We start from the raw sequence: 26,603 nt of genomic DNA on the forward strand, positions 1-26,603 counted from the left end.
TGGCCATGGTAACGCGCCGCCGGCGGACAGCGCCCGGCGCTGCCGTCACTGGGCGCTGGCGCGCAGCAGGCGCAGGCCGTACGCCGGGTCGGATGCATTCCAGTGGGCAACGGCCTCCAGGCCGGCCTGCTGCAGCAGGTGGTCGAAACTGGCATCGGTGTACTTGTGGCTGTACTCGACCCGGATGGGTTCACCTGCCTGGAAGTGGAACGTGCGGCCATCCAGATGCACGTCCTGCTCGCACTGGCTGACCAGATCGGTCTCGATGCGCAGGCGGGCGGTGCTGTAGCGCGCCTGGTGGCGGAAACCCTGCAGATCGAAGTCACTGCCGACTTCGCGGTTCAGGCGGGTCAGCAGGTTCAGGGTGAAGGCGGCGGTGATGCCGTCGGCGTCGTTGTAGGCGGCTTCGATCAATGCCGGGTCCTTGTGCAGATCGATGCCGATCAGTGCCAGGCCGTCCGCGCCCATGGTCTGGCGCATGGCACGCAGCAGGGCGATCGCATCATCGCCGGCAAAGTTGCCCAGGGTCGAGCCGGGGAAGAACACCAGCCGCCGCGCCGCCGGGCAGGTCGGCAGCGGCACCTGCACCGGGCGGGTGAAATCGGCGCAGACCGGCAACATTTCCACGTGCGGCAATGCCGGGGCGAGCAGCTCGATGCTGGACAGCAGGGCTGCGCGCGAGATCTCGATGGGGGTATAGGCCACCGGCTGGTGCAGTGCATCCAGCAGGCGTGCGGTCTTGCGGCCACTGCCACTGCCCAGTTCGACCACGTGCGCGTGCGGGCCCACCCGCCGCGCGATGTCGGGCAGCACCTGGTCCAGCAGCGCCAGTTCGGTGCGCGTGGGGTAGTACTCGGGGGTGTGGGTGATGCGTTCGAACAGACGCGAGCCGTGCGCATCGTAGAAGTACTTGGACGGCAGCTGTCGCTGCGCCCGCGAGAGGCCGGCCACGGCATCGGCAAGCAGCTGCTGGCGGCCGGGGGTGAGATCGGTCAGCGCCTGCAGCGCGTCCTGTACGGTACTCATGGAAGATCCTTGGCTAGGCGCAGGCCGGAAAACTGCCAACGCGCCGGTGGCATGAAGAAGTTGCGGTAGCTGGCACGCACATGGCCGCGCGGGGTGGCGCAGCTGCCGCCGCGCAGTACCCACTGCCCGCACATGAACTTGCCGTTGTATTCGCCCAGGTTTCCGGCGAAGGGACGGAAGCCGGGATAGGCGCCGTAGGCGCTGCTGGTCCATTCCCACACATCGCCGAACAGCTGGCGCAGGCCGCTGCCCTGCCCCGCGTACGGATGCAGGCGGTCATCGTCGGCGAAGTGACCGACCGCTGGCTGCGACGCCGCCGCAGCTTCCCATTCGAATTCGGTGGGCAGGCGTGCGCCATGCCAGCGGGCACAGGCATCGGCTTCGTAATAGCTGAGATGGCAGACCGGTGCATGCGGGTCGAGCGCGCGCCAGCCGCCAAGCGTGTACTCCTGCTGCAGATCGTCGTGCCAGTACAGCGGGTGCTGCCAGCCCTCGCTTTCGCACAGCGCCCAGCCTTCGCTCAGCCACAACTGCGGCTCGCGATAGCCGCCGGCCTCGATGAAGGCGCGGTATTCGGCGTTGCTGACGGGACGGTCGGCCAGCGCATGGGCGGGCAGCAGCACCCGATGCGGCGGCGATTCGTTGTCGTAGGCAAACGCGGCCTGCCGTGGCCAGGGCGCTGCGCCGATGCCCACGATGCTTTCCTCGCGTGCGATCCAGGCCTGTGCCGTCTGCACGCTGGCCACGGCCGCCAGCGACGCATCGTAGGGCGGCTGCAGTGGATTGCACCAGAACGCGTGCTTGATGTCGGTCAGCAGCAGTTCCTGGTGCTGCTGTTCGTGCTGCAGGCCCAGCTGCAGGTGCTGCAGGGCGTGCTCGCCGAGATCGCCATCGAGCAGGCGTGCCAGCACCTGTTCGTCCACGTGCTGGCGATAGTCCCGGACCTGCTGCAGCGAGGGCCGTGACAACAGGCCGCGACGGGGGCGCGCATGGGCCGGCCCCAGGGACTTGTAGTAACTGTTGAACAGGAAGTCCCAGGCGGGATCCCAGCACGCATGGCCCGGCAGGCTGGCCAGCACGAAACGTTCGAAGAACCAGGTGGTGTGGGCCAGGTGCCATTTGCTGGGGCTTGCATCGTCCATGCTCTGCAGCATTGCGTCTTCGGCGCTGAGCGGCGCGGCCAGCTGCAGGCTTCTCCCGCGGATACGGGCGAACTGGCGGGCAAGGTCACGCTGCGCGGCAGCGACGGCGGCAGGTGCGCTGTGCATGGGGCCAGCTTCGACCGTCGTGGGTGAGCGCCACGTCATGGCGTACCAGCACCGCTTTCACAGGCTGCGTATTCAAGAAGCGCGCGGCAACGCCGCTAACGGCTTTGCCGCGGCCGCTTCGTGACCGCGCGGGAACCACGCTTGTCCGATCATCCGCTCCGCCAGCCTGCGCATTACCTGTTCGTGCTGCCCGCCCTGCTGGTTGCGCTGGTGCTGTGGGCCACTTTGGGCAACGAGGACGTGGCCCGTGCCGGGCAGCGCGTGCTGCCGTGGTTGCTGGCCTGCCTGGGCGCCGGACTGGCGCTGATGTACAACCAGGTGCGCACCCTGTGCCTGTTGCTGGTGGCGGCGGCGGTATTCAGCGTGCTGCACCCCGATGTGGCGCACTACCTGCGGCAGGGTCGTGTGAGTGCGCTGACACCGCTGCGCTTCCACGCCATTTCTGCCTGGCTGCCGCTGCTGTTCGCCACCCACGCGCTGTGGCCCGAGCGCGGGCGACGCCGCCAGGACCTGCTGCTGCGCGCGATCGCCAGCGGCACCGTGCTGGCCATCTTCATCCTGCTGGCCGCGCAACAGCCGCAGGGCATGCACGACCTGCTGTCCAACCGCCATTTCGAATGGGTGCCGCGCGATTGGAACGCGCTGGCGCAGCTGCCGGCGCTGCTGTTCCTGCTGGCCACGCTGGCGCTGGGCTGGCAGGCGTGGCGGCGGCCGCGGCCACTGCACACGGCCATGCTGCTGGCGCTGCTGTGCCTGTGGTGGATGCTGCCGCGCATCTACCTGCAACCGGCACTGCTGCCGGCGCTGAGCGTGGCGGCATTGCTGCTGTTGCTGGGCGCAACGCTGCAGGAATCCTTCCACATGGCGTTCCGCGATGAGCTGACCGGGTTGCCCGGGCGCCGTGCCTTCAACGAAACGCTGCGGCGCGCGGCCGGCACCTACAGCATCGCCATGGTCGATGTGGACCACTTCAAGAAGTTCAACGACACCCATGGCCACGACACCGGCGATGACGTGCTGAAGCTGGTGGCTTCGCGGCTGGCCCGGGTGGGCGATGGCGGCCGGGCCTTCCGCTACGGCGGCGAGGAATTCGCGGTGGTGTTCCTGGACCGGCCCGCCCAGGCCTGTGTCGAAGCGGTGGAAGCACTGCGACAGAGCATCCAGGACAGCCGCATGCAGTTGCGCGACCGCCGCACCCGCAGCCGTGACGACACCGCCGGGCAGCAGCAGCGCGGCCGTGGTGGCGCCGGCGCCGTGGTGCAGGTAACGGTGAGCATCGGCCTGGCCGACAGCCGGGTGGACCCGCGCCCGGCCGGCGTGGTGAAGGCAGCCGACCAGGCCCTGTATGCCGCCAAGGAAGAAGGCCGCAACCGGGTCTGCGCGCATGGCGGCCAGCGCGTGCTGGCCGTCCGCGCGGGCTGAGCCTCAGACCGCGTCGAGGTAGTACCAGCGGCCGTCGATGCGCTGGAAACGGCTGTGCTCGGTCATTTTCATCGCGCTGCCGCCGCCGATGCGGTAGCGGGCGGTGAAGCGGACCTCGGCGGTGTCGGCGCCGGTGACGGTGTGTTCGTGCACGGTCAGGCCCAGCCAATGGGTACGCTGGCCGGGCGCATCGTCCAGCGACAGTTCGGCCGGACGGGTATCGGGGTGCCAGGTCTGGCGCAGGTACTCGGCCTGCTGGCGTACGTAGGCGCTGTAGCGCGACCGCATCAGGCGCTCGGCATCGGGCGCCGCTTCACCGGCATGGTAGCGGCCGCAGCACGCGGCGTAGGGCGCGGCCAGGCCGCAGGGGCAGGTTTCGGCAGGGCTGGGTTTCATGCCGGTATTGTCGCGCGGGCCGCCGCGGGCTTCCATCGGCAATGGGCGTATGCTGTCGCGCCCTGCTGCTGTGGTTGATGGCCGTGCTGGAGCTGATTCCCCCCGAACTGTGGTGGCTGGTGCTGATCGCCTTCATTGCCGGCCTGGTCGATGCGGCCGTGGGCGGCGGCGGCCTGGTGCAGCTGCCCGGCCTGTTCACGGTGCTGCCGCAGCAGACACCGGCCATGCTGTTTGGCACCAACAAGTTCAGCTCGATGTTCGGCACCGGTGCGGCCGCGTGGCGCTATGCGCGCAACGTGCGTTTCCCGTGGAAGCCGGTGCTGTTCGCGGCCGCCACGGCCTTCGTGTTTTCCTTTGCCGGTGCCACGGCGGTCAGCCTGTTGCCCAAGGACGCGGTGCGCCCGCTGGTGCTGGTACTGCTGGTGGCGATGCTGGGCTACACGCTGTGGAAGAAGGACTTCGGCGCCCTGCACCGGCCGCAGGAGATCGGCCGCCGCGAGCTGGTGATCGCGCTGGCGATCGGCGCGGCCATCGGCTTCTACGACGGCTTCTTCGGGCCGGGCACGGGCAGCTTCCTGATCTTCCTGTTCGTTCGCTTCTTCGGCCTGGACTTCCTGCGCGCCTCGGCCGCATCGAAGGTGGTGAACCTGGCCACCAACGTGGCCGCGATCTCGTTCTTCATTCCCACCGGCAACATCCTGTGGCTGTTCGCGCTGCCGATGGCGGCGGCGAACATCATCGGTTCGGTGGTGGGCACGCGGCTGGCATTGAAGGGCGGCACGCCCTTCATCCGCAAGCTGTTCGTGGGCCTGGTGGTGGTGTTGATCGCGCGGATGGCGTGGGACACGTTCCGCGGCGCGTGAGCGCGACGCCATGACCCGGTAGGTGCCAACCTTGGTTGGCACGCTGTTTCTGCGGTAGAGAGCCGCCGGGCGTGGCCCGGCGTACCCATCAGGCGTCGGCTTCTTCCGGCTCGCTGGCCTGCTGGCGGCTGCGCTCGGGCAGCTTCAGGCGCTTGCCTTCTTCGTCGTACTCGATCAGCAGCACGCCTGAATCGTGGCGGCCGCTGATTTCGACGAAGCAGGCGCCGCCAATGAACGGCTCCAGCGTCATCACCGATTTCAGCGGGGTGGCCACCACCATCTGGAAACCGAAGTTGTCGAAGATGTTCATGGCCAACGCGGTGAACTCGTTGTCGGCCTTGTCGAAGGCTTCGTCGAGCACCACGGCGGCATAGCTGGGCAGCTGGCTGTCGGCGCCGCCCAACTGGTAGCGCAGCGCTGCGGCCAGGCAGGTGGTGGCCAGCTTCTGCCGCTGGCCGCCGGATTTGCCGGCGCCGCTGCGGTAGATTTCCACCTGCTGGCGCGTTTCGGCATCCAGTTCCACGCCGATGAACTCCACGTGCATGCGCACGTCCAGCACCAGTTCGCGCCAGCGCTTGTCCTCGCCTTCCTGCGAACCCAGCCGGTTCACCAGCTGGCGCAGCACGGTGAACTGCGATTCGGCCACTTCGCGCTGTTCGGTCTGCTGCTGCGACAGGACTTCACGCAGCTGCTGGTGGAACTCGCCCACTTCCGGCAGACGGCGATCGCTCAGCTCGATGGTCAACAGGGTGCCGCGGTTGAACGGCACCTGTTCCAGGCTGGCGTTCACTTCGTCCAGGCGCTGGCCGATCGACTTGCGGGCCTCGGCGCTGTGGCGCTGCAGGGCCAGCAGGTTGTTCTTGCTCTGGTTCTGCAGCAGGTCGAAGAAGCGCTCTTCGTGCTGCGGCAGGCCGTCGCGCTCCAGGCGTTCCAGACGGGCCAGGAAATCATCGGCCGACGCCACCGAGACGGTGAAGTCGCCCGATTCTTCCGGCCACTGTTGGATGAAGCGGCGGAAGCAGCCCAGCAGCAGGTTTTCGACGCGGTTGACGTCCTGTTGCGAGGACGACAACTGCTCGTTCAGCGCGTTGCTGACCTGGCGCATGTGCGCTTCCAGAGTTTCCAGGCTGAGCGGGCCCTGCTCCTGCAGGCGCTCGGCCAGCCCGGCTTCCTGCTCCTGGGCCAGCGCCGGCAGCACCAGCGCACGGCTCTGCTGCCGTGCACGGTCCAGGCGGTCGCGTTCGCGCACCAGCTGGCCACGCTCCACGCGGGTGTCTTCGTAGGTGCGGCGGGCCTGTTCGATATCGGCGCGTACCGCATCGATCTGCTGCGCAAGGCGGGCCAAGTCGGCATTGCCTTCGCGCAGGTCGCGCAGGCTGGCTTCGATATCGGCCACGCGCTGCTGCGGGGCGGCGATGTCGATCTCGTTCCAGCTGATGCCCACCAGTTCATGGCAGGCCAGGCGGCGTTCGTTGTCACGGTCACGCTGGCCACGCAGGCGCGCGATGTCGGTCTCGCAGCCAGCGATGCGCTTGGCCAGTTCCTGCGCTTCCTTCTCGAACGCACCGACCTTGTCGTGGTTGTTGAAGCCCAGGATCCAGCGGCGGCGGTCACCGACTGCGCTGCGGTCATCCTTCTCGAAACGGTCGCCCGGGTGCTTGACCTGGCCTTCGCGGGTGATGCCGCGATCGACGTTGCGCAGCTGCTTGGCATCCACGCATTCGTAGTCGAAGCGCTTGCCCAGCTCGCGGCGCAGCCAGCTTTCGAACACGTGGTCGCGCAGTTCCAGCTTGTGCAGCAGCGAACGGCCCGACGGCTCACGGGCAAAGGCCTCATCGTTGCGGCGCACGCGGTAGTAGGTGAAACGCATGCCCAGGTGGGTGCGGTTCACCCACTCGGCCACGTCGTTGTAGTGCTTGTCATCGACCAGCAGCGACAGCGCGAAGCCGCCCAGCACACGCTCGATGGCACCCTGCCAGGCCTGTTCGTCCGAACGTACCTGGATCAGCTCGCCGACGAACGGCAGTGCCGCTTCGGAAATGCCGGTCTCTTCGGCCAGGCGCGCGCGCAGCTTCTGCATGGGCGCGGGAATGTTGGAAGGCGTGCGCTGCATCGCCTCCAGCTCGCCACGCACTTCGCTGAAGCGGCGCTCGTCATCGCGCTTGCCGCCCAGGCGGTCGCTGATCGCATCGTCCAGGGCGCTGGAGGCACGCTGGCGGTCCTGCAGTTCGGTCTGCGCCTGCGCGACCAGCTCGGCAAAGCCGTGTGCATCGTCGGGCAGTTCGGCCTGCAGCTTCTGCGCGGCCTCGCGGGCCTGGTTGTACTTGGCCAGGCGACGGTCGCGCTCGGCTTCGGCGCGGCCCTGCTCGCGTTCCAGTTCCTCGATGCGTTCGCCGCCCTGCTGGCGGCGCTGCAGTTCCAGTTCGGCCAGGCGCTCGGTGTGGTTGTCCAGCGCGGCACGCCGCTGCGATTCCTCGCCCAGCAGGCCGCGGTCGCGCACGTCCATCTCGCGCAGGCGCGCTTCGATCAGCAGCTGGCGGCGGCTTTCGCGGAAACTGTCGATGCCCAGCTTGAGGGCTTCGTCGTCGCCGCGCTGGCGCGACATTTCCTTCAGGTCGTTGTAGTGGGCGCGCGCCGGCAGCAGAGTTTCCACCTGGCGACGCGCGGTCACCACGGCCTGGTGCGCGCCATCCAGTTCGGCGAAATCGCTGACCAGGCGCTCGGCCGCATCGAAGGTGCGCGGCGTATCGAGCATGAAGTCGCGCAGGAAGACGTTCAGGTCGCCCAGGTTCTTGGCAGACTGGGTCTTGTGCAGCAGGCGCAGCGCCATCTCGTTGTCGATGCCCAGCAGGTCGCGGAAGCGCTCTGCATAGCCAGAGAACGTGTCGAAATGGTGGACGTCGGCCAGCTTCTGCTTCAGCTTGCGCAGGTCCAGGTCGAAGCCGCCCAGGTCCTTGGCGATGTCGAACGGACGCTCGGCGATCATGTAGTGCTTGCGCACATCGCCGGCCGAGGTGCCGTTGCCGGAGATCCACAGCAGGCGCACCAGGCTGACCACGCGGCCGTCACCGGCGCGGTACTCCAGCACCAGGGCGGTCCAGGTGGCGCCCTTGCGCAGGTACTGGGTGGCGATTTCGCCGGTGCCACTGTCCTGCTGGTCGGCCCAGGCGCCGCGCACATACGACACCAGGTTGCGGTCGCGGCCACTGCGCTCGGCTTCGCGGGCGGCGGCGTTGAAGTCGACGATGGCCGGCGGCGTAAGCAGCGCAGACATCGCATCGAGCAGGGTGGACTTGCCCGAGCCGGAGCGGCCGACGAACAGGAAGCCACGCTCGGCGATCGGCACTTCGGTCAGGCCGTTGAAGGTGCCCCAGTTGTGCACCTGCAGGCGGCGCATGCGGAACTGCTGCAGGCGCGGGTCGGGCAGGCCGTCGTTGAACAGGGCGGGAGTGTGCTTGGAAATGGCCATGCGGTGGTCGGGTCTCTCAGGCCTCGGCGGCCGGGGTTTCGCGCAGCTGGCGGTAGACCGCCGAAAGCTGGGACACGTCTTCGGCGGAGAACAGCAGCTTCAGCGCCGGCGAGACTTCGTGGCGGTCTTCCTGGCCGCTCAGGCGGGTCAGGATGTGGTTGTCCTTCATCTTCTGCACGGCCGACGCCACGCGGCGGTTGAAGCCGGCGCGGTCGGTGGACAGGTTCTTTTCATAGATGGCCAGTGCTTCGGCCATCTCGGCATCGGCGACCACGGCACGGTTGCCACGCGCGTCTGCCTCGGCCAACTGCTGGCGCAGGAACAGCAGCAGCACCGAGTCGATGAAGGTCAGCGGCGAGGTACGCAGCAGCACCGGCGCATCCACGTCTTCGGTGTCGGCCTGGCGGGTGAACGCCACGCCGCTGTCGCGGTCCAGCACCAGTTCCAGGAACAGATCGGCCAGCGCCGAGCGGATGCCGGCTTCGCTGCGGATCAGCGCCGGCCACAGCTTGGCGTGGCGCAGCTGGTCGATGCTGGGGCCGATCAGCAGCTGGCACAGCGCGCGGCGCGCATCCAGCGGCAGGCGACCGGTGTCGCCCATGTAATAGACATCGTTGCCGCGGCGCGGCTGCGAGGCCGCCGGTGCCGGTTCGGCTTCGTAGGCGTCTTCGACCAGGTCGTCCGCCGCTGCTTCGATGGGGTCTTCATGCCAGCTCATGGCGTCTCTCCTGGGTGAACCAAACCAGCGGAATACGTGCGCGGCGTACCTGGCCGTCGCCGCCGCGCCATTGCGCAAGCTCCTGCTCGCCAGCCACCACGTTGCCAAAACGCGTGCCCAGCGACAGGTAGCCGATGACACTGCCCAGGCCCTGCGGGGCTTCGCGCTGCGAAAGTGCCTGGGCAATGCTCAGGCGCGGCTGCGCGTCCAGCAGATCGTGCAGGTCACGGCGCAGGGTGCGGAAATCGATTTCCGACGAGGCCACCAGGTCGCCCACGCTTTCCAGGCTGATGCTGGCCGCATCGTTGTATTCAACGTTGCCATCGACCTGCGCGCTGCGCGGATCGTGCAGCTTCCACTGCGACCACGAACGCAGGCGGCTGGTGGTCAGCTGCAGGTCGCGACCGATCCCGCGCTGGGCCGGGAATTCGTCGCGCAGCGCCAGCGCTTCGGACTGGGCCTGCTTCAGCAGCTGGTTCAAGCGGCGCTGTTCCAGGTAGCCACGGCTCTGCACGAAACCGCGCAGGCTGCGCGCGAAGTTCTGCAGTACGTCGTGCACCTGGCCGCCACGCTCGAGCATGGTGCTGGTGAAGCTGCGCAGGAAGTTGCGTTCGTTGCGGTCCAGGCGGCGGGCAAAGCCACGCGCCAGCACCGCTTCCAGCGCGGCATCGAGCTGGGCGCTCTGTTCGGCATCGTTGAGCAGCCGCCAGAACGCCTGGAAGCTGCGGCCGGCATCGCTCTCGCCGATCACGTCCACGCCTTCGAACAGCTGCGACAGCACGTCGCCGCGCTCGCCTTCGTCGTCGATGATGCGCTCGCGGAAATCGCGGTTGAGCTGCTCGAAGTCATCACGCACGCGGCGGAAGTCTTCGGTCAGCTCGTCGGCCAGGCCGATGATCTGACGGGTGCGTTCCAGCGCGCGCTTGCCGTCCAGGGCAATCACCCGGCCAGCGCTGACGCGGGCGATTTCCGCATCGATGCGGTCGCGCTCGTCGCGCAGCGCGGACAGGCGCGCGTCCGGGTCCGATTCGGTCTGTGCGGCCAGCTGCGAGAGCTGTTCGATCACCAGCGCCAGACGGCTTTCGGTGGCGGCCACGCGGGCCTGTTCCAGGCTGTCGGCGAAACGGATGGCCTGCAGCGCGGGGGTGGACAGTTCGTACTGTTCCTGGTCGGCGCCGTCGGGCAGGCGGCGCTCCAGCCAGCCCTGGGCGAGCCAGTGCGCGATGTAGGCCTGCGCGGTACGCGGCAGGTCGCGCGACAGTTCATCGCTGTTGAGCTGGTCCAGGGCGCGCTGCAGGCGTTCGTGCAGCACCGCCGAGGGCAGCGTGCGCTCGCCGTCCATCAGCAGGCCCTGCAACAGGCCGATGATTTCCGGAGCATGGTCGGCAGCCAGCAGCTTCCACTGCGGCTGTTCGCGCAGGGTGCGGTAACGGGAGATGCGTTCGCGGTGCTTCATGCAGCGACAGTGATCAGGTTGGCGGGGTGCGGAAGGCAGCCGCAGGCGGCCGCATGCAATGCGGCCGCGCGGGCGCGGCCGGCCACGGCGGGCCGGCGGGGCGCAGGCAAGCGGCTCAGCGCTTGGTGCCCACTTCGATGAAGCGCAGGAACTCGGCGCGGGTACGCGCGTCGTCGCGGAAGCTGCCCAGCATCTTGGAGGTGACCATGCTGACGCCACGCTTGTGGATGCCGCGGGTGGTCATGCATTCATGGGCGCCTTCGACGACCACGCCCACGCCGATCGGCTGCAGCACGTCCTGGATGCACTGGGCGATCTGCGCGGTCATCTTTTCCTGCACCTGGAAGCGACGGGCGTAGGCTTCGACCACGCGGGCCAGCTTGCTGATGCCCACCACCTTGCCGGCCGGCAGGTAGCCGACGTGCACGCGGCCGATGATCGGCGCCATGTGGTGTTCGCAGTGGCTTTCGTATTCGATGTCGCGCAGCACGATCAGTTCGTCGTAGCCGGCCACTTCCTCGAAGGTGCGTTCCATGTACGCACGCGGGTCGTCGCGGTAGCCGCTGAACCAGTCGCCATAGGCCTCGGCCACGCGGCGCGGGGTATCCAGCAGGCCTTCACGGGACGGGTCCTCGCCGGCCCAGCGCAGCAGGGTGCGCACCGCATCCTCGGCCTGGTCCTGGGTCACATCGCCCTGCGGGGCGGCCTTTTCGTTGTTCTTGCTCATTGCGTACAGCGTCCCGAACGGGGGGCGAGCATCGTACCCGACCGGGGGGTGGGTCGTCCTGTGGGTCGGGTTCATCGGGGGGTTCTTGCTGCGCCTTCTTGTTATCGGTCTGGAGTTACGGGGGAGGGCAGGCAGGACACGCCGCAAGTACGTCCCTGTAGGCTCGTAGGCGCCATCCATGGCGCCTGCGGTCCTGCCTGCCCTCCCCCGCAGCTCCCTGACGGTTTCCTGCGGACGCGGCCGGACCGCCCGAAAGCGGGGTCAAAAGCTGGGGTTCATGGCTTCGGACGCACCGCGCGCCGCTGCTGTGGTGGGTGCGGACCGTTGGTCCGCACTGCTTCTGCTTTTGCCTTTAAAGAGCCAACCCACCGCGCTCGCGGGGTGATGGGAGGGCAGCGGGGGCCGGGCGGGGCAGGACCGTCCGCGGCATGGATGCCGCGGCCGAGCCTACAGGGACGTACTTGCGGCGTGTCCTGCACCGTCCGGCCCCCGCTGCCCCACCCGACGCAAGGCAGGCGCAACGCTTTCCTCAACACACCGACCCATTCAGCAAAACCTATTGATAGGAATGAAATTAGTAGTATCCTATCTATCTCTTATGGACCGACCCCTCGACGAGCGCACCCGGCTGCAGATGCAGCTCAGCTCCGGCCTGCTGTACGCAGGGCGGCAGTGGCAGCGCCTGGCTGACAGCCGGTTGGGCAGCTACGGCATCTCCACCGCCTGCACCATGCCCCTGCTGATGATCGGCCGCTCCGGCGGTGGCATCCGCCAGGTGGCGCTGGCCCAGCAACTGGGCATGGAAGGTCCCTCGCTGGTGCGCCTGCTGGACAAGCTGTGCGCCAGCGATCTGGTCCGTCGCGAAAGCGATGCCAGCGACCGCCGCGCCAACCTGCTGTGGCTGACCGATGAAGGCCAGACCCTGGTGCGCGAGCTGGAAGAACAGTTGATCGGCCTGCGCCAGGACGTGTTCGGCGAACTGACCATGGATGAACTGCACGCCGTGCTGAAGGCATGGCGCCTGCTGGGCGAGGCCGCCGACCGCATCACGTAAGCCCGCACTGCCCCTGCGTGCGCCGCTGCCGTGGACGCGCCAGCGGCGTTGTCGCGTTGTTGTTGTTGCTCCTCCCCCTTCCCTACTACCGCCCCCCCTACCGATGCCCGGTGAATTCAGTCTCCACGGAGTGTTCGTCCCGACCCTGCTCGGGCTGATGCTGCTGGCCTACCTGGTCAACAGCGGCCTGCACGCGCTGCTGCAGCGTGCCGGCGCCTATCGCCATGTCTGGCACCCGCCACTGTTCAACCTGGCCCTGTACGGCATCGTGCTGGGTGCGCTGTTCCACCTTCTGCTTTGGATGCAATCGTGAACAAGATCGTGAAAAAGACCCTGCCGGTGCTGCTCACCGGTGCCGCCGTGATCGTTGCCCTGCTGGTGCTGCGCCAGCTCTGGGTCTATTACATGGATGAGCCGTGGACCCGCGATGCCCACGTCGGTGCCGACGTGGTGCAGGTGGCGCCGGATGTCTCTGGGCTGGTGGAGGCCGTGGACGTGGCCGACAACCAAGCCGTGAAGAAGGGCGATCTGCTGTTCGTGGTCGACCGCGCGCGCTACCGCATCGCCCTGGAACAGGCCCGCGCCAGCCTGGCCGAACGCCAGGCCTCGGTGGCCCAGCTGCGCCGCGAGATCGGCCGCGACCGCAGCCTGCAGGACCTGGTGGCCGCCGAGGACGCCGAAGTGCGCCGGGCCAAGCTGCAGGCCGCGCAGGCCGCATTGGCCACCGCACAGGCCGCCGTGGATCTGGCCGAGTTGAACCTGGCCCGCACCGAAGTGCGCGCGCCGGCCGATGGCCGGGTGAACGACCGCACCATGCGCGTGGGCGACTATGTGGTGGCCGGCAAGCCGGTGCTGGCGCTGCTGGATACCGGCTCGTTCCGCATCGATGGCTACTTCGAGGAAACCCGCCTGCGTGGCGTGGCCCCGGGCCAGCGCGTGGACATCCGCCTGATGGGCGAGGACATCGCGCTGACCGGCCACGTGGAAAGCATCGCCGCCGGCATCGAAGACCGCTACCGCAGCAACGGCAGCAGCCTGCTGCCGAACGTGACCCCGGCCTTCGACTGGGTGCGGCTGGCGCAGCGCATCCCGGTGCGCATCGCCATCGACGAGGTCCCCGAAGGCGTGCAGCTGATCTCCGGCCGTACCGCAACGGTGACCGTCGACACCCACAGCAAGCACGCAGACAAGGCCGGCGCCACGCCGACACAGGCGGGCCTGTGAACACCACCCTGCCCCGTCTCGGCCTTATCGTCGCCCTGGCCAGCCTGGCGGCCTGCAAGACCGTGGGCCCGGATTACGCCCTGCCGGAAGGCTCGGCGTTCAAGCGCCCGCAGGCCAATGCGGTCTTCATCGACACCCAGAACCCGGACGTGGCCGCCAACCAGGCGCTGCCCGACCGCTGGTGGTCGCTGTACAACGACCCGGTGCTGGACGGGCTGATCACCCAGGCGCTGCGTGACAACGTCGAGCTGAAGGCGGCCGATGCGCACCTGCGCCGTGCCGCCGCCGTGTACGAGCAGGCGATGGATGCCGGTGGCTTCGAGTACGAAGCCGAGGCCGGCATCAGCCGCGCACAGTTGTCAGCCGAGTCGTTCCTGCAGGAACACGAACTGCCGGTGATCAACCTGGCCGACGGCAAGTTCGCCGTCAGCTACCAGTTCGATCTGTTCGGCAAGCTCAAGCGCGGTGCCGAGGCGGCACACGCCGACGAACAATCGGTGGCCGCCGCGCGCGACCTGGCCCAGGTGAGCGTGGTGGCCGAAGTGGCCGACAGCTACCTGGAAATCTGCCACGCCAACCACGAACTGCACGTGGCCGAGCATTCACTGCAGCTGCAGCAGCGCAGCCGTTCGGTCACCCAGCGGCTGATCAATGCCGGCCGTGGCACGCCGCCGGAGCTGGCCCGCGCCAACGCTCAGGTCGCCCTGCTGGAGGCCGCGCTGCCGCCGTTGCGCGCACAGCGATCGGCCGCGGCCTATTCGCTGGCCGCCCTGCTGGGCCAGACCCCTGGCCAGCTGCCTGCCGGGGTGATCGACTGCGCCGATGCGCCACGCCTGGCGCAGCCGCTGCCGGTGGGTGATGGCCGCGCCCTGCTGCAGCGCCGCCCCGATATCCGCCAGGCCGAACGCAAGCTGGCCTCGGCCACCGCGCGTATCGGCGTGGCCACGGCCGAGCTGTACCCGGACATCCGCCTGGGCGCCTCGCTGGGCGCGGCCGGCCTGCTGGAGGACTTCGGCACGCCGATGACCCAGCAGTGGTCGATCGGCCCGCTGATCTCCTGGACGCTGCCGTCTTCGGGTACGCATGCGCGCATCCACGCCGCCGAAGCCGGTGCCGATGCCGCCCTGGCCGAGTTCGACCATGCGGTGCTGCAGGCCCTGCGCGAGACCCAGACCGCACTGGACCGCTATGCACAGGACCTGCGCCGCCTGCAGTCACTGCGCGAAGCGCAACAGCAGGCCGCGCTGGCCGCCGAGCAGAACCGCCGGCTGTACCAGGGTGGGCGCACGCCGTACCTGTCCAGCCTGGATGCCGACCGCAGCCTGGCCACCAGCGATGCCACCCTGGCCGCCGCCGAAGCGCAGGTGTCGCGCGACCAGATCCATCTGTTCCTGGTGCTGGGCGGCGGCTGGCAGACCACGGTTGCCCCCGCCACCGCACAGGCCCCGGCGAAGTAAGCGATGGACGGACTGACCGACCGCCAGGCGTGGCTGTTTTCGATCAAGACCTACCTGGCCGCGATCGCGGCGCTGTACATCGCCATGGCCGGCAACCTGTCCCGCCCGTACTGGGCGATGGGCACGGTGTACATCGTCAGCCAGCCGCTGCTGGGCCCGACCCGGGCCAAGGGCGTGTACCGCATTGTTGGCACCCTGGTGGCCGGCCTGGCCACCCTGCTGGTACTGCCGGCGCTGGTGGAAACGCCGATGGTGCTGAGCGCGGCCATGTCGATCTGGCTGGCCGCCTGCCTGTTCCTGGCCCTGCTCAACCGCGGCCCACGCGGCTATGCGTTCCTGCTGGCCGGCTACACCACCGCCTTCATCGGCTTCCCGGCCGTCACCTCACCGGAAACGATCTTCGACACGGTGGTGGCGCGCAGTGAGGAGATCATCCTCGGCACGGTGGTGGCGGTGTTGTTCGCTTCGCTGCTGTTCCCCGCCTCGGTGCGGCCGATGCTGCGCGGGCGCATCAACAACTGGATGGAGGACGCCGCGCAGTGGTGCCGGCAGATCCTGGAGCGCGGCCGCGCGCATGCGCCGCGCAACCGGCTGGCCGCCGATCTGGTGCAGTTCGAGGCCCTGATCGAGTTCCTGCGCCGCGACGATCCACGCCATGCCGGCTCCGCCGTTTCGATGGAACGGCTGCGTGAGCGCATGCTGCTGTTGCTGCCGGTGCTGTCGTCCATTGCCGACCGCTTGAGCGCGTTGCGCAGCCACGGCCAGGTACTGCCGCAGGGCCTGCCGGAACTGGTGGACGATATCCGCGCGTGGATCGACACCCCTGCCAGCGCCAGCGACTACGCGCGCCTGCACGCCCGCATCAGCGCCCTGAAGCCGCAGGTGGACCGCGACCTGCAGCACCTGCAGCTGGCCAGCCTGCTGCTGCGCCTGGAGGAGCTGGTGGACCTGTGGCAGGACTGCCGCACCCTGCAGCACGCCATCGACCACGGCACCGCACCGCTGGACCGCGCGCACTACCGCATCCGCACCGAGCGCGTGGCCACCGACAAGCACGTGGACTACGGCATGGCGCTGTTCTCCGCGCTCAGCGCCGGCGTGGCCCTGATGAGCTACTGCGTGCTGTGGATTGGCCTGGGCTGGGAGGGCGGTGGCAACGGCGCGATGATGGCGGCGGTGACGGCGGCCTTCTTCGCCGCACAGGATGATCCGGCGCCGAGCATGGTCTCGTTCCTGGTCTGGGCCATCGTCGCATCGCTGGTGGCCGGCGTGTATCTGTTCGGCGTATTCCCGGCCGTGCATGACTTCGGCCTGCTGGCGCTGGTGCTGGCGGTGGCGTTCCTGCCGCTGGGCCTGCTGCTGCACCACCCCAAGAGCGCGCTGTTCGCGCTGCCGCTGACGGTGAACCTGGCCGCGCTGCTGAGCCTGCAGAACACCTACAGCGCCAACATCCAGAGCTTCCTCAACTCGTCCATTGCGATGTTCATCGGTATTGGCTTTGCCGTGGTGATGACCCGCCTGTTCCGTTCGGTGGGTGCCGAATGGACCGCGCGCCGGCTGGTACGGCAAGGCTGGACCACGCTGGCCGAGGCCGCCGAAGGGCGCGGCCAGCAGGATCGCCAGCGCTTCGCCGCGCGCATGCTGGATCTGCTGGGCCTGCTGGCGCCGCGCCTGGCAGCAACGCCGGAAGGCAGCGATATTGCGTCGGTGGACATGCTCAACGAGGCGCGCATCGGTCTGAACATCCTGCAGCTGCGCCGGGCCCGGCTGGAACTGCCGGAGCGCAGCCGCGAAGCAGTGGAACACATCCTGGAAGAACTGGCCGCGCACTACCGCCGCCAGGTGGCGGCACGTCGACCGATCGCCGCCAGCGAAGCGCTGCGCGAACGGTTGGATGCCTCGCTGGGGCGCGTGGGCAACGTGGCCGCCTGCAAGGCGCGCGATGAAGCGCTGATGGGCCTGATCGGCGTGCGCTTTGCATTGTTCCCCGAAGCCAAGGCGCTGGCACCGGGCGTGGCGATCAGTGCGGCCGGACAGCCGTAGCGCGATACCCTGTGCAGCCACAGACCCTGCGATGGGGTCAGAGCCCTCTCCTGCGGAGAGGGATCCGACCCCGGCGCTGCAACAGGACGGTTCAATGAGTTACGACATGATGGTCTTCGAGGCCAGCGCGGCGCCACGCGAGGCGGCGGCCTTCATCGCCTGGTTCGAGAAGCAGGTGCAATGGGGCGAGAACCACGAGTACGACGACCCGGCGGTCAGCAGCCCGGCGCTGCAGGCCTGGTTTGCGGACATGGCGCGGGAGTTCCCGCCGATGAATGGTCCGCTGAGCAACGATGATGACGAACGCGCCGAAGTGACCGATTACAGCATCGGCCGCCAGGTGATCTACGGTGCCTTCGCCTACTCGGTGGCCGAGCGCGCGCATGGCCGCGTGCAGGACCTGGCCGAACAGCACGGCGTGGGCTTCTTCGATCTCAGCGCCGATGAAGCCGCGATCGTCTTCCCCGATGGCCTGGTGTTGATCGCGGAATGAACGTGGCGGCAGGGCGGCGCCCTGCACCTGCCGAATCAACAGCGACGTCAACGTCAACGTCTTCGGCGCGATGGGGTCAGAGCCCGTTCCCGTCGGGAACGGGATCCGACCCCGCTTCTGCGCCCAGCCGCCAGGCCAGGCCGCCCAGGCGGCTGGCGTGGCGCTTCAGCGCCGCCACCAGCACGTCTTCGCTGCCGGCCAGGTGCAGGCGCTGGCGGGCGCGGGTCAGGCCGGTGTAGACCAGTTCGCGCGACAGCACGCGGCTGTCCTGCCGCGGCAACTGCAGCCAGACCTCATCGAATTCCGAACCCTGTGCCTTGTGCACGGTCATCGCGAAGGCGCTTTCGTGCGCGGGCAGTGCGGCCGGATGGAAGGCGCGGGGCTGGTCGAGCGTGTCGCCGGGGAACCAGGCGGCCATCGCACCCTGCGGGTCGCGCAGGCAGATGCCGATATCACCGTTGAACAGCCGGTGCCGATAGCTGTTTTCGGTGATCAGCAGCAGACGGCCCTGGAAGTAACCGGGCGTGTTGCCGGCCAGCAGCTGCTCAATGCGGCTGTTGAGACCGCGCGCGCCCTGCGGGCCTTCGCGCAGTGCGGTGAGCACGCGCAGGCGGCCGGCCTGCTGCAGCGCGCGGCCGGGGTCGTCGGCCTCGGCCAGCGCGCGCCAGTGCGCGAGCAGGTGGTCGCGCCGGCCGCGCAGCGGATCGGCATCGTGTTCGTGGAAGCTGACCCCGGACAGGCCGCCGTCGCGCAGCAGGGCCAGGGCGGCGCCGCTGTCACCGTCGCGCACGGCCTGGGCCAGCGGTGCCAGCTGCAGCGCATCACTCTGCCGATAGCCACGCTGCAACTGCACGCGGCGGCCAGCGAAGGCGCGTGGCGGTGCCTGCGGCTGCAGGGTGGGCGCGGCCAGCAAACCGTGCAGGGCCTGCGCGTCGTCGGCACGGGTGCCGCTGCCATCGCCACTGGCACGCAGGATCGCGCTGAGCACATCGCCGGCTTCCACCGACGGCAACTGGTCCGGATCGCCCAGCAGGATCAACCTCGTACCGCTGGCAATGGCATCGACCAGCTTGGCCATCAGTGGCAGATCGATCATCGATGCTTCGTCCACCACCACCACATCCACCGGCAGTGGATTGTCGGCGTGGTGGCGGAAGCGCGGCGAATCGGGAATGACGCCGAGCAGGCGATGCAGGGTCGTGCCGGTGCTCGGCAATGCCGCACACAGCGCCGGGTCCAGCCCTGCTTCCTGCAGCCGCTGCACGGCCAGACGCAGGCTCTCGGCCATGCGCTCGGCGGCACGCCCGGTGGGTGCGGCCAGGGCCACCTGCGGTGCCGGTTGCCCCGCCTGCAGGGCCTGCGCGGCCAGCAGCAGCAACAGGCGGGCGATGGTGGTGGTCTTGCCGGTACCGGGGCCGCCGGTGACCAGCGCCAGCGGGTGGCGCAGGGTCACCCCGGCCGCACGTGCCTGGTGGTCTTCCTGCGTGGCGGCGGCGGGGAACAGACGCGCGAACAAGGGCGCCAGCGCGGCCATGTCCGGCGCCGGCAGCGGGTGCCGGCCGATGCGCTGCAGCCCGGCGGCCAGCTGCCGCTCGTATTCGCGGTAGCGGCGCAGGTACACCAGGCCGTTTTCCAGCACCAGCGGTGCCTCATCGGCAGCGGCGTCCGGGTCATCGGGCTGTGCCACCCAGGGCGAGGCCCGCAGCTGGGCCAGCCACTGCGGCGGCGGCGGCCACGCGGTCACACCCTCGATCAGGCGACCGGGCTGCGCCGGATCGAAACCGGCATGGCCCTGCGATACCGCCAGCGAGGCCAGCGCGGCAGCCACCGCCACTGCATCGGGCGTATCGTCGCGCAACCGCAGCAGGCTGGTGGCCAGGGCATGGTCGAGCGTGCGCAGGTGGCGGCCCACGTACAGCTGTTTCAGCAGGCTGGTGCTCATGCGCTGGCTCCGATCGCACGCGCGGCCAGTGCGGCATGGGCAGCGTCGCCACCGGCAAACAGCGCGTCCAACCCATCCACCAGCTCGGGTGCGAAGCGGTCGACATGGACCCCGTTGCCATTGCCGTCCAGGCCGCGGCAGAACAGATAGCGGATGCCGCCCATGTCACGCGCGTAGTCGTAGGCGCGGCCCAGGCGGAAGCGCAGCCAGCGGTGCAGGGCCACGGTGTAGATCAGCGCCTGCAGGTCATATTCGCTGTGGCGCATGGCGATCTGCAGCAGGTCCGGGCTGTAGCCCGGCAAGCGGTTGGATTTGTAGTCGAGCACGTACCAGCGCCCATCGCGCACATAGGTCAGGTCGATCTTGCCGGTCATCAGCCCTTCCAGCCGGCGGCGCAGGCCGAAGCCACGGCGGGCGCTGGCAATGCCATGGGCGTGCAGCAGCTGCAGCAGCGCCGGCACACTGGTCGGTTCGATGGCGAAGTGGAACTCGATTTCTGCGCGGCGCTCGCCCTCGCCCAGGCTGTGCAGGGCACCGCCCTCGGGAAGGCCAACGGTGAGCGTGTGGCCCACCAGCGGCACCAGCACGGCCACGCCATCGTCCAGATCCTGGTCGGCATAGCCTTCATCGTGCAGGGCCTTGCGCAGCAGCGCGGCCTGCCCTTCGGGCGCGGGCTGCTCGGGCGTCCAGCTACCCCACGCAGCGAAGTCGACGTTTTCCAGCGCCTCATGCAGCACGTTGCCGAAACGACTGCCCATGAAGCGCGGGTCCGGCGGCTCTGCATCGGCGGCGGCCGCTTCGGGCAAGGCCGGTTCCAGTGGCAGCTCGGCGCCGGCGGGTTCATCGGCGGCCGGTGCCGGCAGTTCGGTGGCGGCCGCTTCGACATCGTTGCCGGCGTCGGCGTGCGCGAGCTGGGTGAAGCTGTACACCCACCAGTCGTGCGGTACGCGCCGGGTCAGGCTGCGCACGGCCGGCAGGTCGCCTTCCTGTTCGGTCGGCAACTGCGGCAGGCGCAGCACCGGCGCGCTGTCGTCGATGCAGACGTCGGCATGCGTGCGCAGGGTCTGCAGATCGCCCAGCAGCGGCGCCAGGCGGGTCTTGCCCAACCCGGCAAGGTCGCCGATGGCGATCCACAGCGCGTGCTCGGCGCGGGTCAGGCCCACGTACAGCAGGCGGGCGTCCTCGGCACGCTGTTCGCGTTCGCGCTGGCCGCTGGCGGCCTCCCAGGCCTCGTCCTTGTCCAGCTTCCAGTGCAGCTGGCGCTGGCCGTCCACGTGCACGGTGCAGTGCGCTGCGTTGTTGGACGCGCCGCCGTCGATGCCAACGAACGGCAGGTACACCAGCGGGTATTCCAGGCCCTTGCTCTTGTGCAGGGTGATGATCTGCACCCGCCGCGCATCCGATTCCAGGCGCAGCAGCTGCTGTTCGTCGTTCTGGTCGGCATGGACCATCTGCCCCTGCAGCCAGTCCAGCAGGCCATGCATGCCCAGTGCCTGCGCCGAGGCTTCCTGCAGCAGTTCGCCCAGCTGCAGGTAGTTGGTCAGCCGGCGCTCGCCATCGATCAGGGCCAGCAGGCGTTCGCCCTGCGCGGCACAGACATCGGCCACCACGGCGAAGGGGCCGCCGCGTTGCCAACGCTCGCGCCAATGCAGCAGCTGGGTCTGGAAGCCACGCTGCAGGTCCCCTTCGCGCTCCATGCTGGCGATCGCGCTGGCGGGCTGGCCCAGCAGCACGGTCGCCAGCGCGGCGCGCAGCCGCCCTTCGTCGGCCGGCTGCAGCAAGGCCAGCAGCAACGCGCGTAGATCGCGGGCCTCGCGGGTGGCGAACAGGCTCTGCTTGCCGGCGGCCACGGCGGGAATGCCCACCGCGGCCAGCGCGCGCTGCACCAGCGTTGCCTCGCGGTGCGAACGCACCAGCACGGCGATATCACCGGGCTGCACCGGCCGGCCACGCAGCACCGCCGCGCCGGCGCGGGCGTCGACCAGGGTCTGGTGGATGGCGGCCACGCAGGCCTGGGTCGCTGCCGCGCGCGAGGCGTCGGCGCCCAGCGCCTTGTCGCCGTCACTGCGCAGCACGCGCAGGGTCAGTGCCGGTGCCGCTGCACCATCACGCAGGTAATCGTCATCGCTGCGCACGCCACCGGGGCGCACCGGCTCAAAGCCGATACCCGCCTCCAGGAAGGCCTCGTCGCCACCGTTGTCATACAGCGCCTGCAGCGCGCGCAGCACCGACGGCCGCGAACGGAAGTTCTGGTCCAACGGCGGCGCCGGCTGCGCGGCCTGCTTGGCCTTCAGGTAGGTGTGGATGTCACCGCCGCGGAAACCGTAGATGGCCTGCTTCGGGTCGCCGATCAGGAACAGCGCCGGTGCCAGGCCCAGGGTGTGCACCTCGGCCGAATCACCGAACACCGTGTGGAAGATGCCCCACTGGCGATCGTCGGTGTCCTGGAATTCATCGACCAGGGCAATGCGGTACTGCTGGCGCAGCTTGCGCACCAGGTCCAGCCGCTGCGGCCCCTCCAGCGCCTGGGCCACGCCGTCGATCAGGTCGTCGTAGGTCTGTACCCGGCGCGTGCGCTTGAGTGCGGCCAGGCGCTGGGCGGCCTCCTCGCGCAGGGCATGCAGGAAGTTCAGCGCGGTGCCGCGTAGCCATTGCTCCCGCTGGTCCAGCAGCGCCACGTAGCGCTGCAGTGGTGCCTGCAACGGCGAGGACGGCGTGCGATCGACGAACTTCTTGTTGGTCTTGGCCGCCAGCGCATCGGGCAGCAGGGCCGGCAGACGCTCGCTGGACAGCAGTTCAGTCGCATCGCCGCGCTCGCCCCAGGCCAGCAGCTGCCGGCCCAGCGGGTGCAGCCAGCCCAGCTTGTAGGACACGCCGTTGATCCACTTGTTGTCGACCGCTTCGCACAGTTCCAGGAAGAACTGTTCGCCATGCTCGCGCACGGCAAGCGACAGTTCTGCCGCCGCGCTCTGCAGCGCCGGGCGCGGGTCGTCCACCGCCACCGCCTGCGGGCGCGGGTACAGCGGTGGCGAGGCCAGCAGCGCACGCAGGTCCGAGGCCAGCGCATCGGGGTGTGACCACAGCCAGGTCAGCGGTTCCAGCGTGGCCGGGTCGTTGGCGTGCACGCGCCACAGGTCCGCGGCCAGTTCCTCCAGCAGTTCGCGGTCGCTGGCCAGCAGTTCCGGCGGATCGAAGGTATGCCCGCTTTCCAGTGCGTATTCGCGCAGTACGCGCGTGCAGAAGCCATGGATGGTGAAGATCGAGGCCAGGTCGATCTCGTCGGCGGCGACCTGCAGGCGGCGTTGCAGGGCGGCCGCACTTTCGCTGCCGCCATCAAGATGCCGCTGCAGCACCTGCCGGGTCAGCAGCGCGTCGGGGGCCTCGTCGGCGGCCGGCGGCAGGTCCACCAGCCGCGCGGCCAACGCCAGGCGCTCGCGGATGCGCTTGCGCAGTTCCTGGGTGGCCGCATCGGTGAAGGTCACCGCCAGGATCTGGCCGATGCGCAGGCGCTGTTCCACCACCAGGCGGGTGAACAGGGTGGCCAGGGTGAAGGTCTTGCCGGTGCCGGCGCTGGCCTCGATCAGGCCGATACCGTGCAGCGGCAGCAGCAGGTAGGGATCAACGGGTGTATTCATGCGTCGGCCTCCTTGCCGGTGCCAGCGGGACCGCGCCCGTCACGTACCGCACCGAACACGATCTGGCTGTTGCGCAGCAGATCGGCATAGCTGTCGTCATCGGCAAAGGGATCGGCACCCCGCAACAGCAGTTGCCAGGCATCACTGTTCGCTTCGCCCCAACTGCGGTCGCTGCCGTGCCATTGCTTCCAGCCTTCGCTGCGCTGTTTTTCCACGGGCGCGGTGAACAGCACCCAGCCGGTGTACGGGGCGAAGCGCAGCGGCTCGCGCAGGCCGCGCTGGCGCAGCTGCAGCAGCGCACGCAGGGCGGCGCGCGCCGAGGACACGCTCAGCGCAGGCAGCAGGTGCGGGCCGGGGCCGGCGTCGCCGCCATCGTGGAACTGCACCAGCGGCAGCGCATCGCCGGCGGCATTGGCCAGCAGCCAATCCAGCCCCTGGCGGATGACCGCATTGCCGTTGAGCGTGCCGGCACGCAGGCGCACCAGTCCCTCGGGATGGCGGTCGGCCACCCGGCCATGCAGGCGCACGCCGTCGATATCCACGTCGTAGCGGCGGCTTTCCAGCGGCTGCCCACGCATCCAGCCCAGCATCGCGCTGGCATAGGGGCGGGTCTTGAGCTGTTCGGCGTCGAACTGGCGTTCACCCAGCGCACCGGACGGCAGCAGGCCACGCGCGCGCAGGCGCGGGTACAGCGGCTCGGCATCGCCGCTGAGGGTGGCGCGCACGACGGCGGCTTGCACGCTGCGCTTGTCCGGCCCGCGCGAGGACAGCACCAGCGGTTCCAGGTCATCCACCTCCTCGACCTCGTCGGCCAGGCGCAGGCCCAGTGCCTGGGCCAGGAACTGTCCGGCCGGGTCGCACAGGAAGCGGCGCAGCGCATCCAGTGCCACCTCCGCTTCCACCGCATCGTCCAGCGGCGGTGGCAGCGGCGCGTCGAACCACGCGGGCAGTCCACTGCGCTGGCCGGACAGGCGCCCGGCCGCCGGGTACCACTGCCGGCGGTAACTGAAGCGGCGCCCATCGCCTTCGCCGAACGCGGCCGGCGAGAACGGCTGCAGCGCGTGGCGCACGGTGAAGTCACGCGTGGCCGTGGCGGGGTCCTGGTGGTAGGCGGCCGCGGCGTCGATCAGTTCACTGACCAGCACCGAAGGTTCACGCACGCTGCCATCGCGCGGGTCCGCCCCCAGGTAGCTCAGATAGAACACGTCCTGGGCGGCGGCGAACAACTGCAGGAACAGGAAGCGGTCATCCTCGCGGGTGGAACGGTCACCCGGGCGACGGCGCGGCGTATCCAGTTCGGCGGTGAGCTGGTTCAGGCCGGCAGCCGGGTCGCGGCGCGGGAAGTCGCCATCGTTCAGGCCCAGCACGCAGATCACCCGGAACGGCAGCAGGCGCATTGGCACCATGCGGCCAAAGCTGATGCCACCGGTCAGCAGCGGCGCGCGGGTATCGGCTTCGGACAGCGCACCGGCGAAGTGCGCACGCACCACCTCCGGTGGCACACCCTCTTCGAAGCCAGCGCGGGTGGCATCGTCGGCAAACTGGTTCAGCAGCTTGCGCAGTCGCTCCAGTGCGCGCTGGCTGTTGGGTGAGGTGGGCGCTTCGGGCAGCAGCGCATCGAGCAGGGCCAGCAGGCGCTGGCGCCACTGTGCCGGGGTGAGCGTGTCACCCAGTCGGCGCTGGTACACCGCCAGCACACGCAACAGGCGCAGCAGCCGGTCCAGCGCGTCCAGCGCACCGCCTTCCAGTTCGGTCCAGGGCGCCACACCGGCCAGATCGACGTCGCTGCCGGTGGCGTGGCCCAGCAGCAGCCGGTCCAGCGCGAACTGCCAGGTATAGGCGTCATCGCGCGGCGCCTGCATCTGCCCGCGGTGGTTGGCGTCGATACCCCAGCGCGCGCCGGCCTGCTGCAGCCAGCCGTGCAGGCGGTCGAAATCCACCGCCTCCAGGCCCGCAGCCTCTGCCAACGGCGCGCTGGCCAGCAGATCCAGGATCTCGTTCAGGCCGAAACGCGATACCGGCAGGCCCAGCAGGTGCACGAACACATCGGCCAGCGGCTCACCGGCCAGCGGGCTGCTGTCGGCCAATGCATAGGGAATGTGGTCTTCTTCGCCGCTGCGGCCGCCGAACACCGCTTCCAGGTACGGCACGTAAGGGTCGATGTCCGGCGCCAGCACCGCGATGTCGCGCGGCTGCAGCGGGGGATCGAAGCGCGGGTCCTGCAGCAGCGCGCGCAGCTGGTCGTGCAGCACCTGCAGTTCGCGCAGCCGGGTGTGGCAGGCGTGCACCTGCAGGCTCGGGTCATCGCTGTGCAGGCCGTCGCGCAGTTCCCCCGACGGCAACGCGCGGCGGTGGAACAGATCGCGCTGCAGGCGGTGCAGCAGGCTGTCGGCCAGGCCGCCGTCGGCCAACGTGGGCCGGGTGTCTTCTTCCGGGTCGGAATAGGCGGCGATCTCGCCGGCCGGGTGCACCACTTCGTAACTGCCCAGCACCGCCATGAAGTCGCGGCCGGCGGCGCCCCAGGCTTCCAGCAGGCGGTTTTCGCCGGCGGCTTCGCCGAACGGGTCCGGTGCACCGCTGCGCAGGCGCTCGGCCAGCGTCTGCAGATCGCCCCAGTACGACTGCACCGGGGTCGGCATATAGAAGTGCATCTCGCCCACGCGCGACTGGGTGGCCATGACCCGCAGCACATCTGGCGAGATGTTCAACGTGGCGAAGGCCGACAGGCGCGGCGGCAGGCCCTGCGGCAGCGGCTTGCCCGCGCCTTCGTAGCGATCCAGGTAGTCCTGGATGCGCCGCGCGCGGTAGCCCTGGCCATGGGCGATGGCCCGCCACAGGATCGCCTGCGGATCGTCCGGGTCGGCGCCAGCATCCCAGCGCAGCAGCCAGTCGCGGCGCCAGGCCTGGTACTTCTCGAAGACCGCGGCCAGTTCGCCGGCCAGCGCCCAGGGCTTCAGGGTGTCGCCACCGGCCAGGTAGGACTGCAGCGCGCGCATCGCCGGCTGGGCCAACAGCGACGGATCGCGCAGGGCGCGGTACAGTTTCCAGTGCAGCCCGGCCGCGTCCAGGTCGTCGGCTTCACCGGGCACGTTCGCGTTGAGGGCGCGGGCAACGAACTCGCCCGGGGTGAGGAACTCCAGGTTCGCCGCTACGCCATACTCGGCCGCCAGAGTGGCCTGCAGCCAGCGGCGCATGGCCACCTGGGGAATCAGCACCACCTCCGGGGCCAGCAGCGGCTGGCCGGGAACCGGCGCACGGACGTTGCGCGCCAGCAGCGCGGCCAGCACATCCAGGGAGTTGGAATGGTAGAGACGGAAATCGTTGCCGGGGTCACTCATCGTGCACAGTGTGCCGCACGACCGCCGCTATTCAATGGTGTACCGGCAGGACCGGTACGGATTGTTCCGGGG

The 26,603-nt window shown here is 69.2% G+C and carries 18 protein-coding genes; 8 read left to right on the forward strand and 10 right to left on the reverse strand.

Going from position 1 to position 26,603, the window contains the following annotated elements; translation table 11 throughout:
- Window positions 1–45 precede the first annotated feature (45 nt).
- Together egtD and egtB are read right to left on the reverse strand one after the other, a co-directional pair.
- Window positions 46–1,026: an L-histidine N(alpha)-methyltransferase gene (egtD, locus tag C1930_RS19875; RefSeq protein ID WP_108757568.1), complete on the reverse strand. Its 981-nt coding sequence runs from the start codon at window positions 1,024–1,026 to the stop codon at window positions 46–48.
- Window positions 1,023–2,294 (reverse strand): ergothioneine biosynthesis protein EgtB, encoded by a 1,272-nt coding sequence (egtB, locus tag C1930_RS19880; protein WP_108757569.1) that lies wholly within the window; start codon window positions 2,292–2,294, stop codon window positions 1,023–1,025. Before egtB ends, egtD begins: the two co-directional genes overlap by 4 nt.
- 141 nt (window positions 2,295–2,435) lie before the next feature.
- On the opposite strand from egtB, the gene C1930_RS19885 reads away from it, so the two are divergent.
- Entirely contained in the window at window positions 2,436–3,716 is a 1,281-nt protein-coding gene (locus C1930_RS19885) for a GGDEF domain-containing protein (protein WP_108772485.1), read from the forward strand.
- Window positions 3,717–3,719: 3 nt separating this feature from the next.
- Here C1930_RS19885 and C1930_RS19890 read toward each other — a convergent pair whose 3' ends face one another.
- Window positions 3,720–4,112, reverse strand: coding sequence for a YchJ family metal-binding protein (locus tag C1930_RS19890; RefSeq protein ID WP_108772633.1), 393 nt, complete (start codon window positions 4,110–4,112; stop codon window positions 3,720–3,722).
- 83 nt (window positions 4,113–4,195) lie between these two features.
- Here C1930_RS19890 and C1930_RS19895 point away from each other — a divergent pair, with 83 nt between their 5' ends.
- Window positions 4,196–4,975, forward strand: coding sequence for a TSUP family transporter (locus tag C1930_RS19895; RefSeq protein ID WP_108772634.1), 780 nt, complete (start codon window positions 4,196–4,198; stop codon window positions 4,973–4,975).
- A gap of 88 nt (window positions 4,976–5,063) precedes the next feature.
- On the opposite strand, the gene C1930_RS19900 is transcribed toward C1930_RS19895, so the two are convergent.
- The 4 genes from C1930_RS19900 to folE form a co-directional block, all read right to left on the reverse strand.
- The gene (locus C1930_RS19900; RefSeq protein ID WP_108754644.1) at window positions 5,064–8,444 is read right to left on the reverse strand and encodes an SbcC/MukB-like Walker B domain-containing protein; all 3,381 of its coding nucleotides are present in this window, start codon (window positions 8,442–8,444) and stop codon (window positions 5,064–5,066) included.
- Between the two features lie 16 nt (window positions 8,445–8,460).
- Window positions 8,461–9,162 (reverse strand): DUF4194 domain-containing protein, encoded by a 702-nt coding sequence (locus tag C1930_RS19905; protein WP_108757571.1) that lies wholly within the window; start codon window positions 9,160–9,162, stop codon window positions 8,461–8,463.
- Complete coding sequence (locus C1930_RS19910; protein ID WP_108757572.1) at window positions 9,149–10,618, reverse strand: DUF3375 domain-containing protein; 1,470 nt, start codon at window positions 10,616–10,618, stop codon at window positions 9,149–9,151. The genes C1930_RS19905 and C1930_RS19910 overlap by 14 nt, the downstream gene beginning before the upstream one ends.
- A gap of 115 nt (window positions 10,619–10,733) precedes the next feature.
- Window positions 10,734–11,345 carry a GTP cyclohydrolase I FolE gene (folE, locus tag C1930_RS19915; protein WP_108751396.1) on the reverse strand — a complete coding sequence of 204 codons (612 nt, stop codon included), beginning with the start codon at window positions 11,343–11,345 and terminating at the stop codon, window positions 10,734–10,736.
- Between the two features lie 598 nt (window positions 11,346–11,943).
- On the opposite strand from folE, the gene C1930_RS19925 reads away from it, so the two are divergent.
- The 6 genes from C1930_RS19925 to C1930_RS19950 all read left to right on the forward strand — a co-directional run bounded on the left by C1930_RS19925 (window position 11,944) and on the right by C1930_RS19950 (window position 17,616).
- Complete coding sequence (locus C1930_RS19925) at window positions 11,944–12,399, forward strand: MarR family transcriptional regulator (protein WP_108751397.1); 456 nt, start codon at window positions 11,944–11,946, stop codon at window positions 12,397–12,399.
- A gap of 103 nt (window positions 12,400–12,502) precedes the next feature.
- A complete protein-coding gene (locus C1930_RS19930) occupies window positions 12,503–12,712 on the forward strand; it encodes a DUF1656 domain-containing protein (RefSeq protein ID WP_108772487.1) in 210 nt (69 codons plus the stop codon).
- Complete coding sequence (locus C1930_RS19935; protein WP_199912388.1) at window positions 12,709–13,623, forward strand: HlyD family secretion protein; 915 nt, start codon at window positions 12,709–12,711, stop codon at window positions 13,621–13,623. The genes C1930_RS19930 and C1930_RS19935 overlap by 4 nt, the downstream gene beginning before the upstream one ends.
- The gene (locus C1930_RS19940; RefSeq protein WP_108772488.1) at window positions 13,620–15,080 is read left to right on the forward strand and encodes an efflux transporter outer membrane subunit; all 1,461 of its coding nucleotides are present in this window, start codon (window positions 13,620–13,622) and stop codon (window positions 15,078–15,080) included. The genes C1930_RS19935 and C1930_RS19940 overlap by 4 nt, the downstream gene beginning before the upstream one ends.
- Before the next feature lie 3 nt (window positions 15,081–15,083).
- The gene (locus tag C1930_RS19945; protein WP_108772489.1) at window positions 15,084–17,123 is read left to right on the forward strand and encodes an FUSC family protein; all 2,040 of its coding nucleotides are present in this window, start codon (window positions 15,084–15,086) and stop codon (window positions 17,121–17,123) included.
- 94 nt (window positions 17,124–17,217) lie between these two features.
- Window positions 17,218–17,616: a hypothetical protein gene (locus C1930_RS19950; protein WP_108772490.1), complete on the forward strand. Its 399-nt coding sequence runs from the start codon at window positions 17,218–17,220 to the stop codon at window positions 17,614–17,616.
- 76 nt (window positions 17,617–17,692) lie between these two features.
- Here C1930_RS19950 and recD read toward each other — a convergent pair whose 3' ends face one another.
- From recD to recC, 3 genes are read right to left on the reverse strand one after another with little or no spacing between them, the layout of a single operon-like run.
- A complete protein-coding gene (gene recD, locus C1930_RS19955; protein WP_108772491.1) occupies window positions 17,693–19,558 on the reverse strand; it encodes an exodeoxyribonuclease V subunit alpha in 1,866 nt (621 codons plus the stop codon).
- Complete coding sequence (recB, locus tag C1930_RS19960) at window positions 19,555–23,193, reverse strand: exodeoxyribonuclease V subunit beta (protein ID WP_108772492.1); 3,639 nt, start codon at window positions 23,191–23,193, stop codon at window positions 19,555–19,557. Before recB ends, recD begins: the two co-directional genes overlap by 4 nt.
- Window positions 23,190–26,531, reverse strand: coding sequence for an exodeoxyribonuclease V subunit gamma (recC, locus tag C1930_RS19965; RefSeq protein ID WP_108757578.1), 3,342 nt, complete (start codon window positions 26,529–26,531; stop codon window positions 23,190–23,192). The genes recB and recC overlap by 4 nt, the downstream gene beginning before the upstream one ends.
- Window positions 26,532–26,603: the final 72 nt, after the last annotated feature.

Source organism: Stenotrophomonas sp. SAU14A_NAIMI4_8, assembly GCF_003086695.1.
GTDB lineage: Bacteria > Pseudomonadota > Gammaproteobacteria > Xanthomonadales > Xanthomonadaceae > Stenotrophomonas.

Coding starts and splice junctions, on each gene's coding strand:
- egtD (WP_108757568.1), bottom strand. CDS start 1,026: ATGAGTACCGTACAGGACGCGCTGCAGGCGCTGACCGATCTCACCCCC.
- egtB (WP_108757569.1), bottom strand. CDS start 2,294: ATGCACAGCGCACCTGCCGCCGTCGCTGCCGCGCAGCGTGACCTTGCC.
- C1930_RS19890 (WP_108772633.1), bottom strand. CDS start 4,112: ATGAAACCCAGCCCTGCCGAAACCTGCCCCTGCGGCCTGGCCGCGCCC.
- C1930_RS19900 (WP_108754644.1), bottom strand. CDS start 8,444: ATGGCCATTTCCAAGCACACTCCCGCCCTGTTCAACGACGGCCTGCCC.
- C1930_RS19905 (WP_108757571.1), bottom strand. CDS start 9,162: ATGAGCTGGCATGAAGACCCCATCGAAGCAGCGGCGGACGACCTGGTC.
- C1930_RS19910 (WP_108757572.1), bottom strand. CDS start 10,618: ATGAAGCACCGCGAACGCATCTCCCGTTACCGCACCCTGCGCGAACAG.
- folE (WP_108751396.1), bottom strand. CDS start 11,345: ATGAGCAAGAACAACGAAAAGGCCGCCCCGCAGGGCGATGTGACCCAG.
- C1930_RS19925 (WP_108751397.1), top strand. CDS start 11,944: ATGGACCGACCCCTCGACGAGCGCACCCGGCTGCAGATGCAGCTCAGC.
- C1930_RS19930 (WP_108772487.1), top strand. CDS start 12,503: ATGCCCGGTGAATTCAGTCTCCACGGAGTGTTCGTCCCGACCCTGCTC.
- C1930_RS19945 (WP_108772489.1), top strand. CDS start 15,084: ATGGACGGACTGACCGACCGCCAGGCGTGGCTGTTTTCGATCAAGACC.
- C1930_RS19950 (WP_108772490.1), top strand. CDS start 17,218: ATGAGTTACGACATGATGGTCTTCGAGGCCAGCGCGGCGCCACGCGAG.
- recD (WP_108772491.1), bottom strand. CDS start 19,558: ATGAGCACCAGCCTGCTGAAACAGCTGTACGTGGGCCGCCACCTGCGC.
- recB (WP_108772492.1), bottom strand. CDS start 23,193: ATGAATACACCCGTTGATCCCTACCTGCTGCTGCCGCTGCACGGTATC.
- recC (WP_108757578.1), bottom strand. CDS start 26,531: ATGAGTGACCCCGGCAACGATTTCCGTCTCTACCATTCCAACTCCCTG.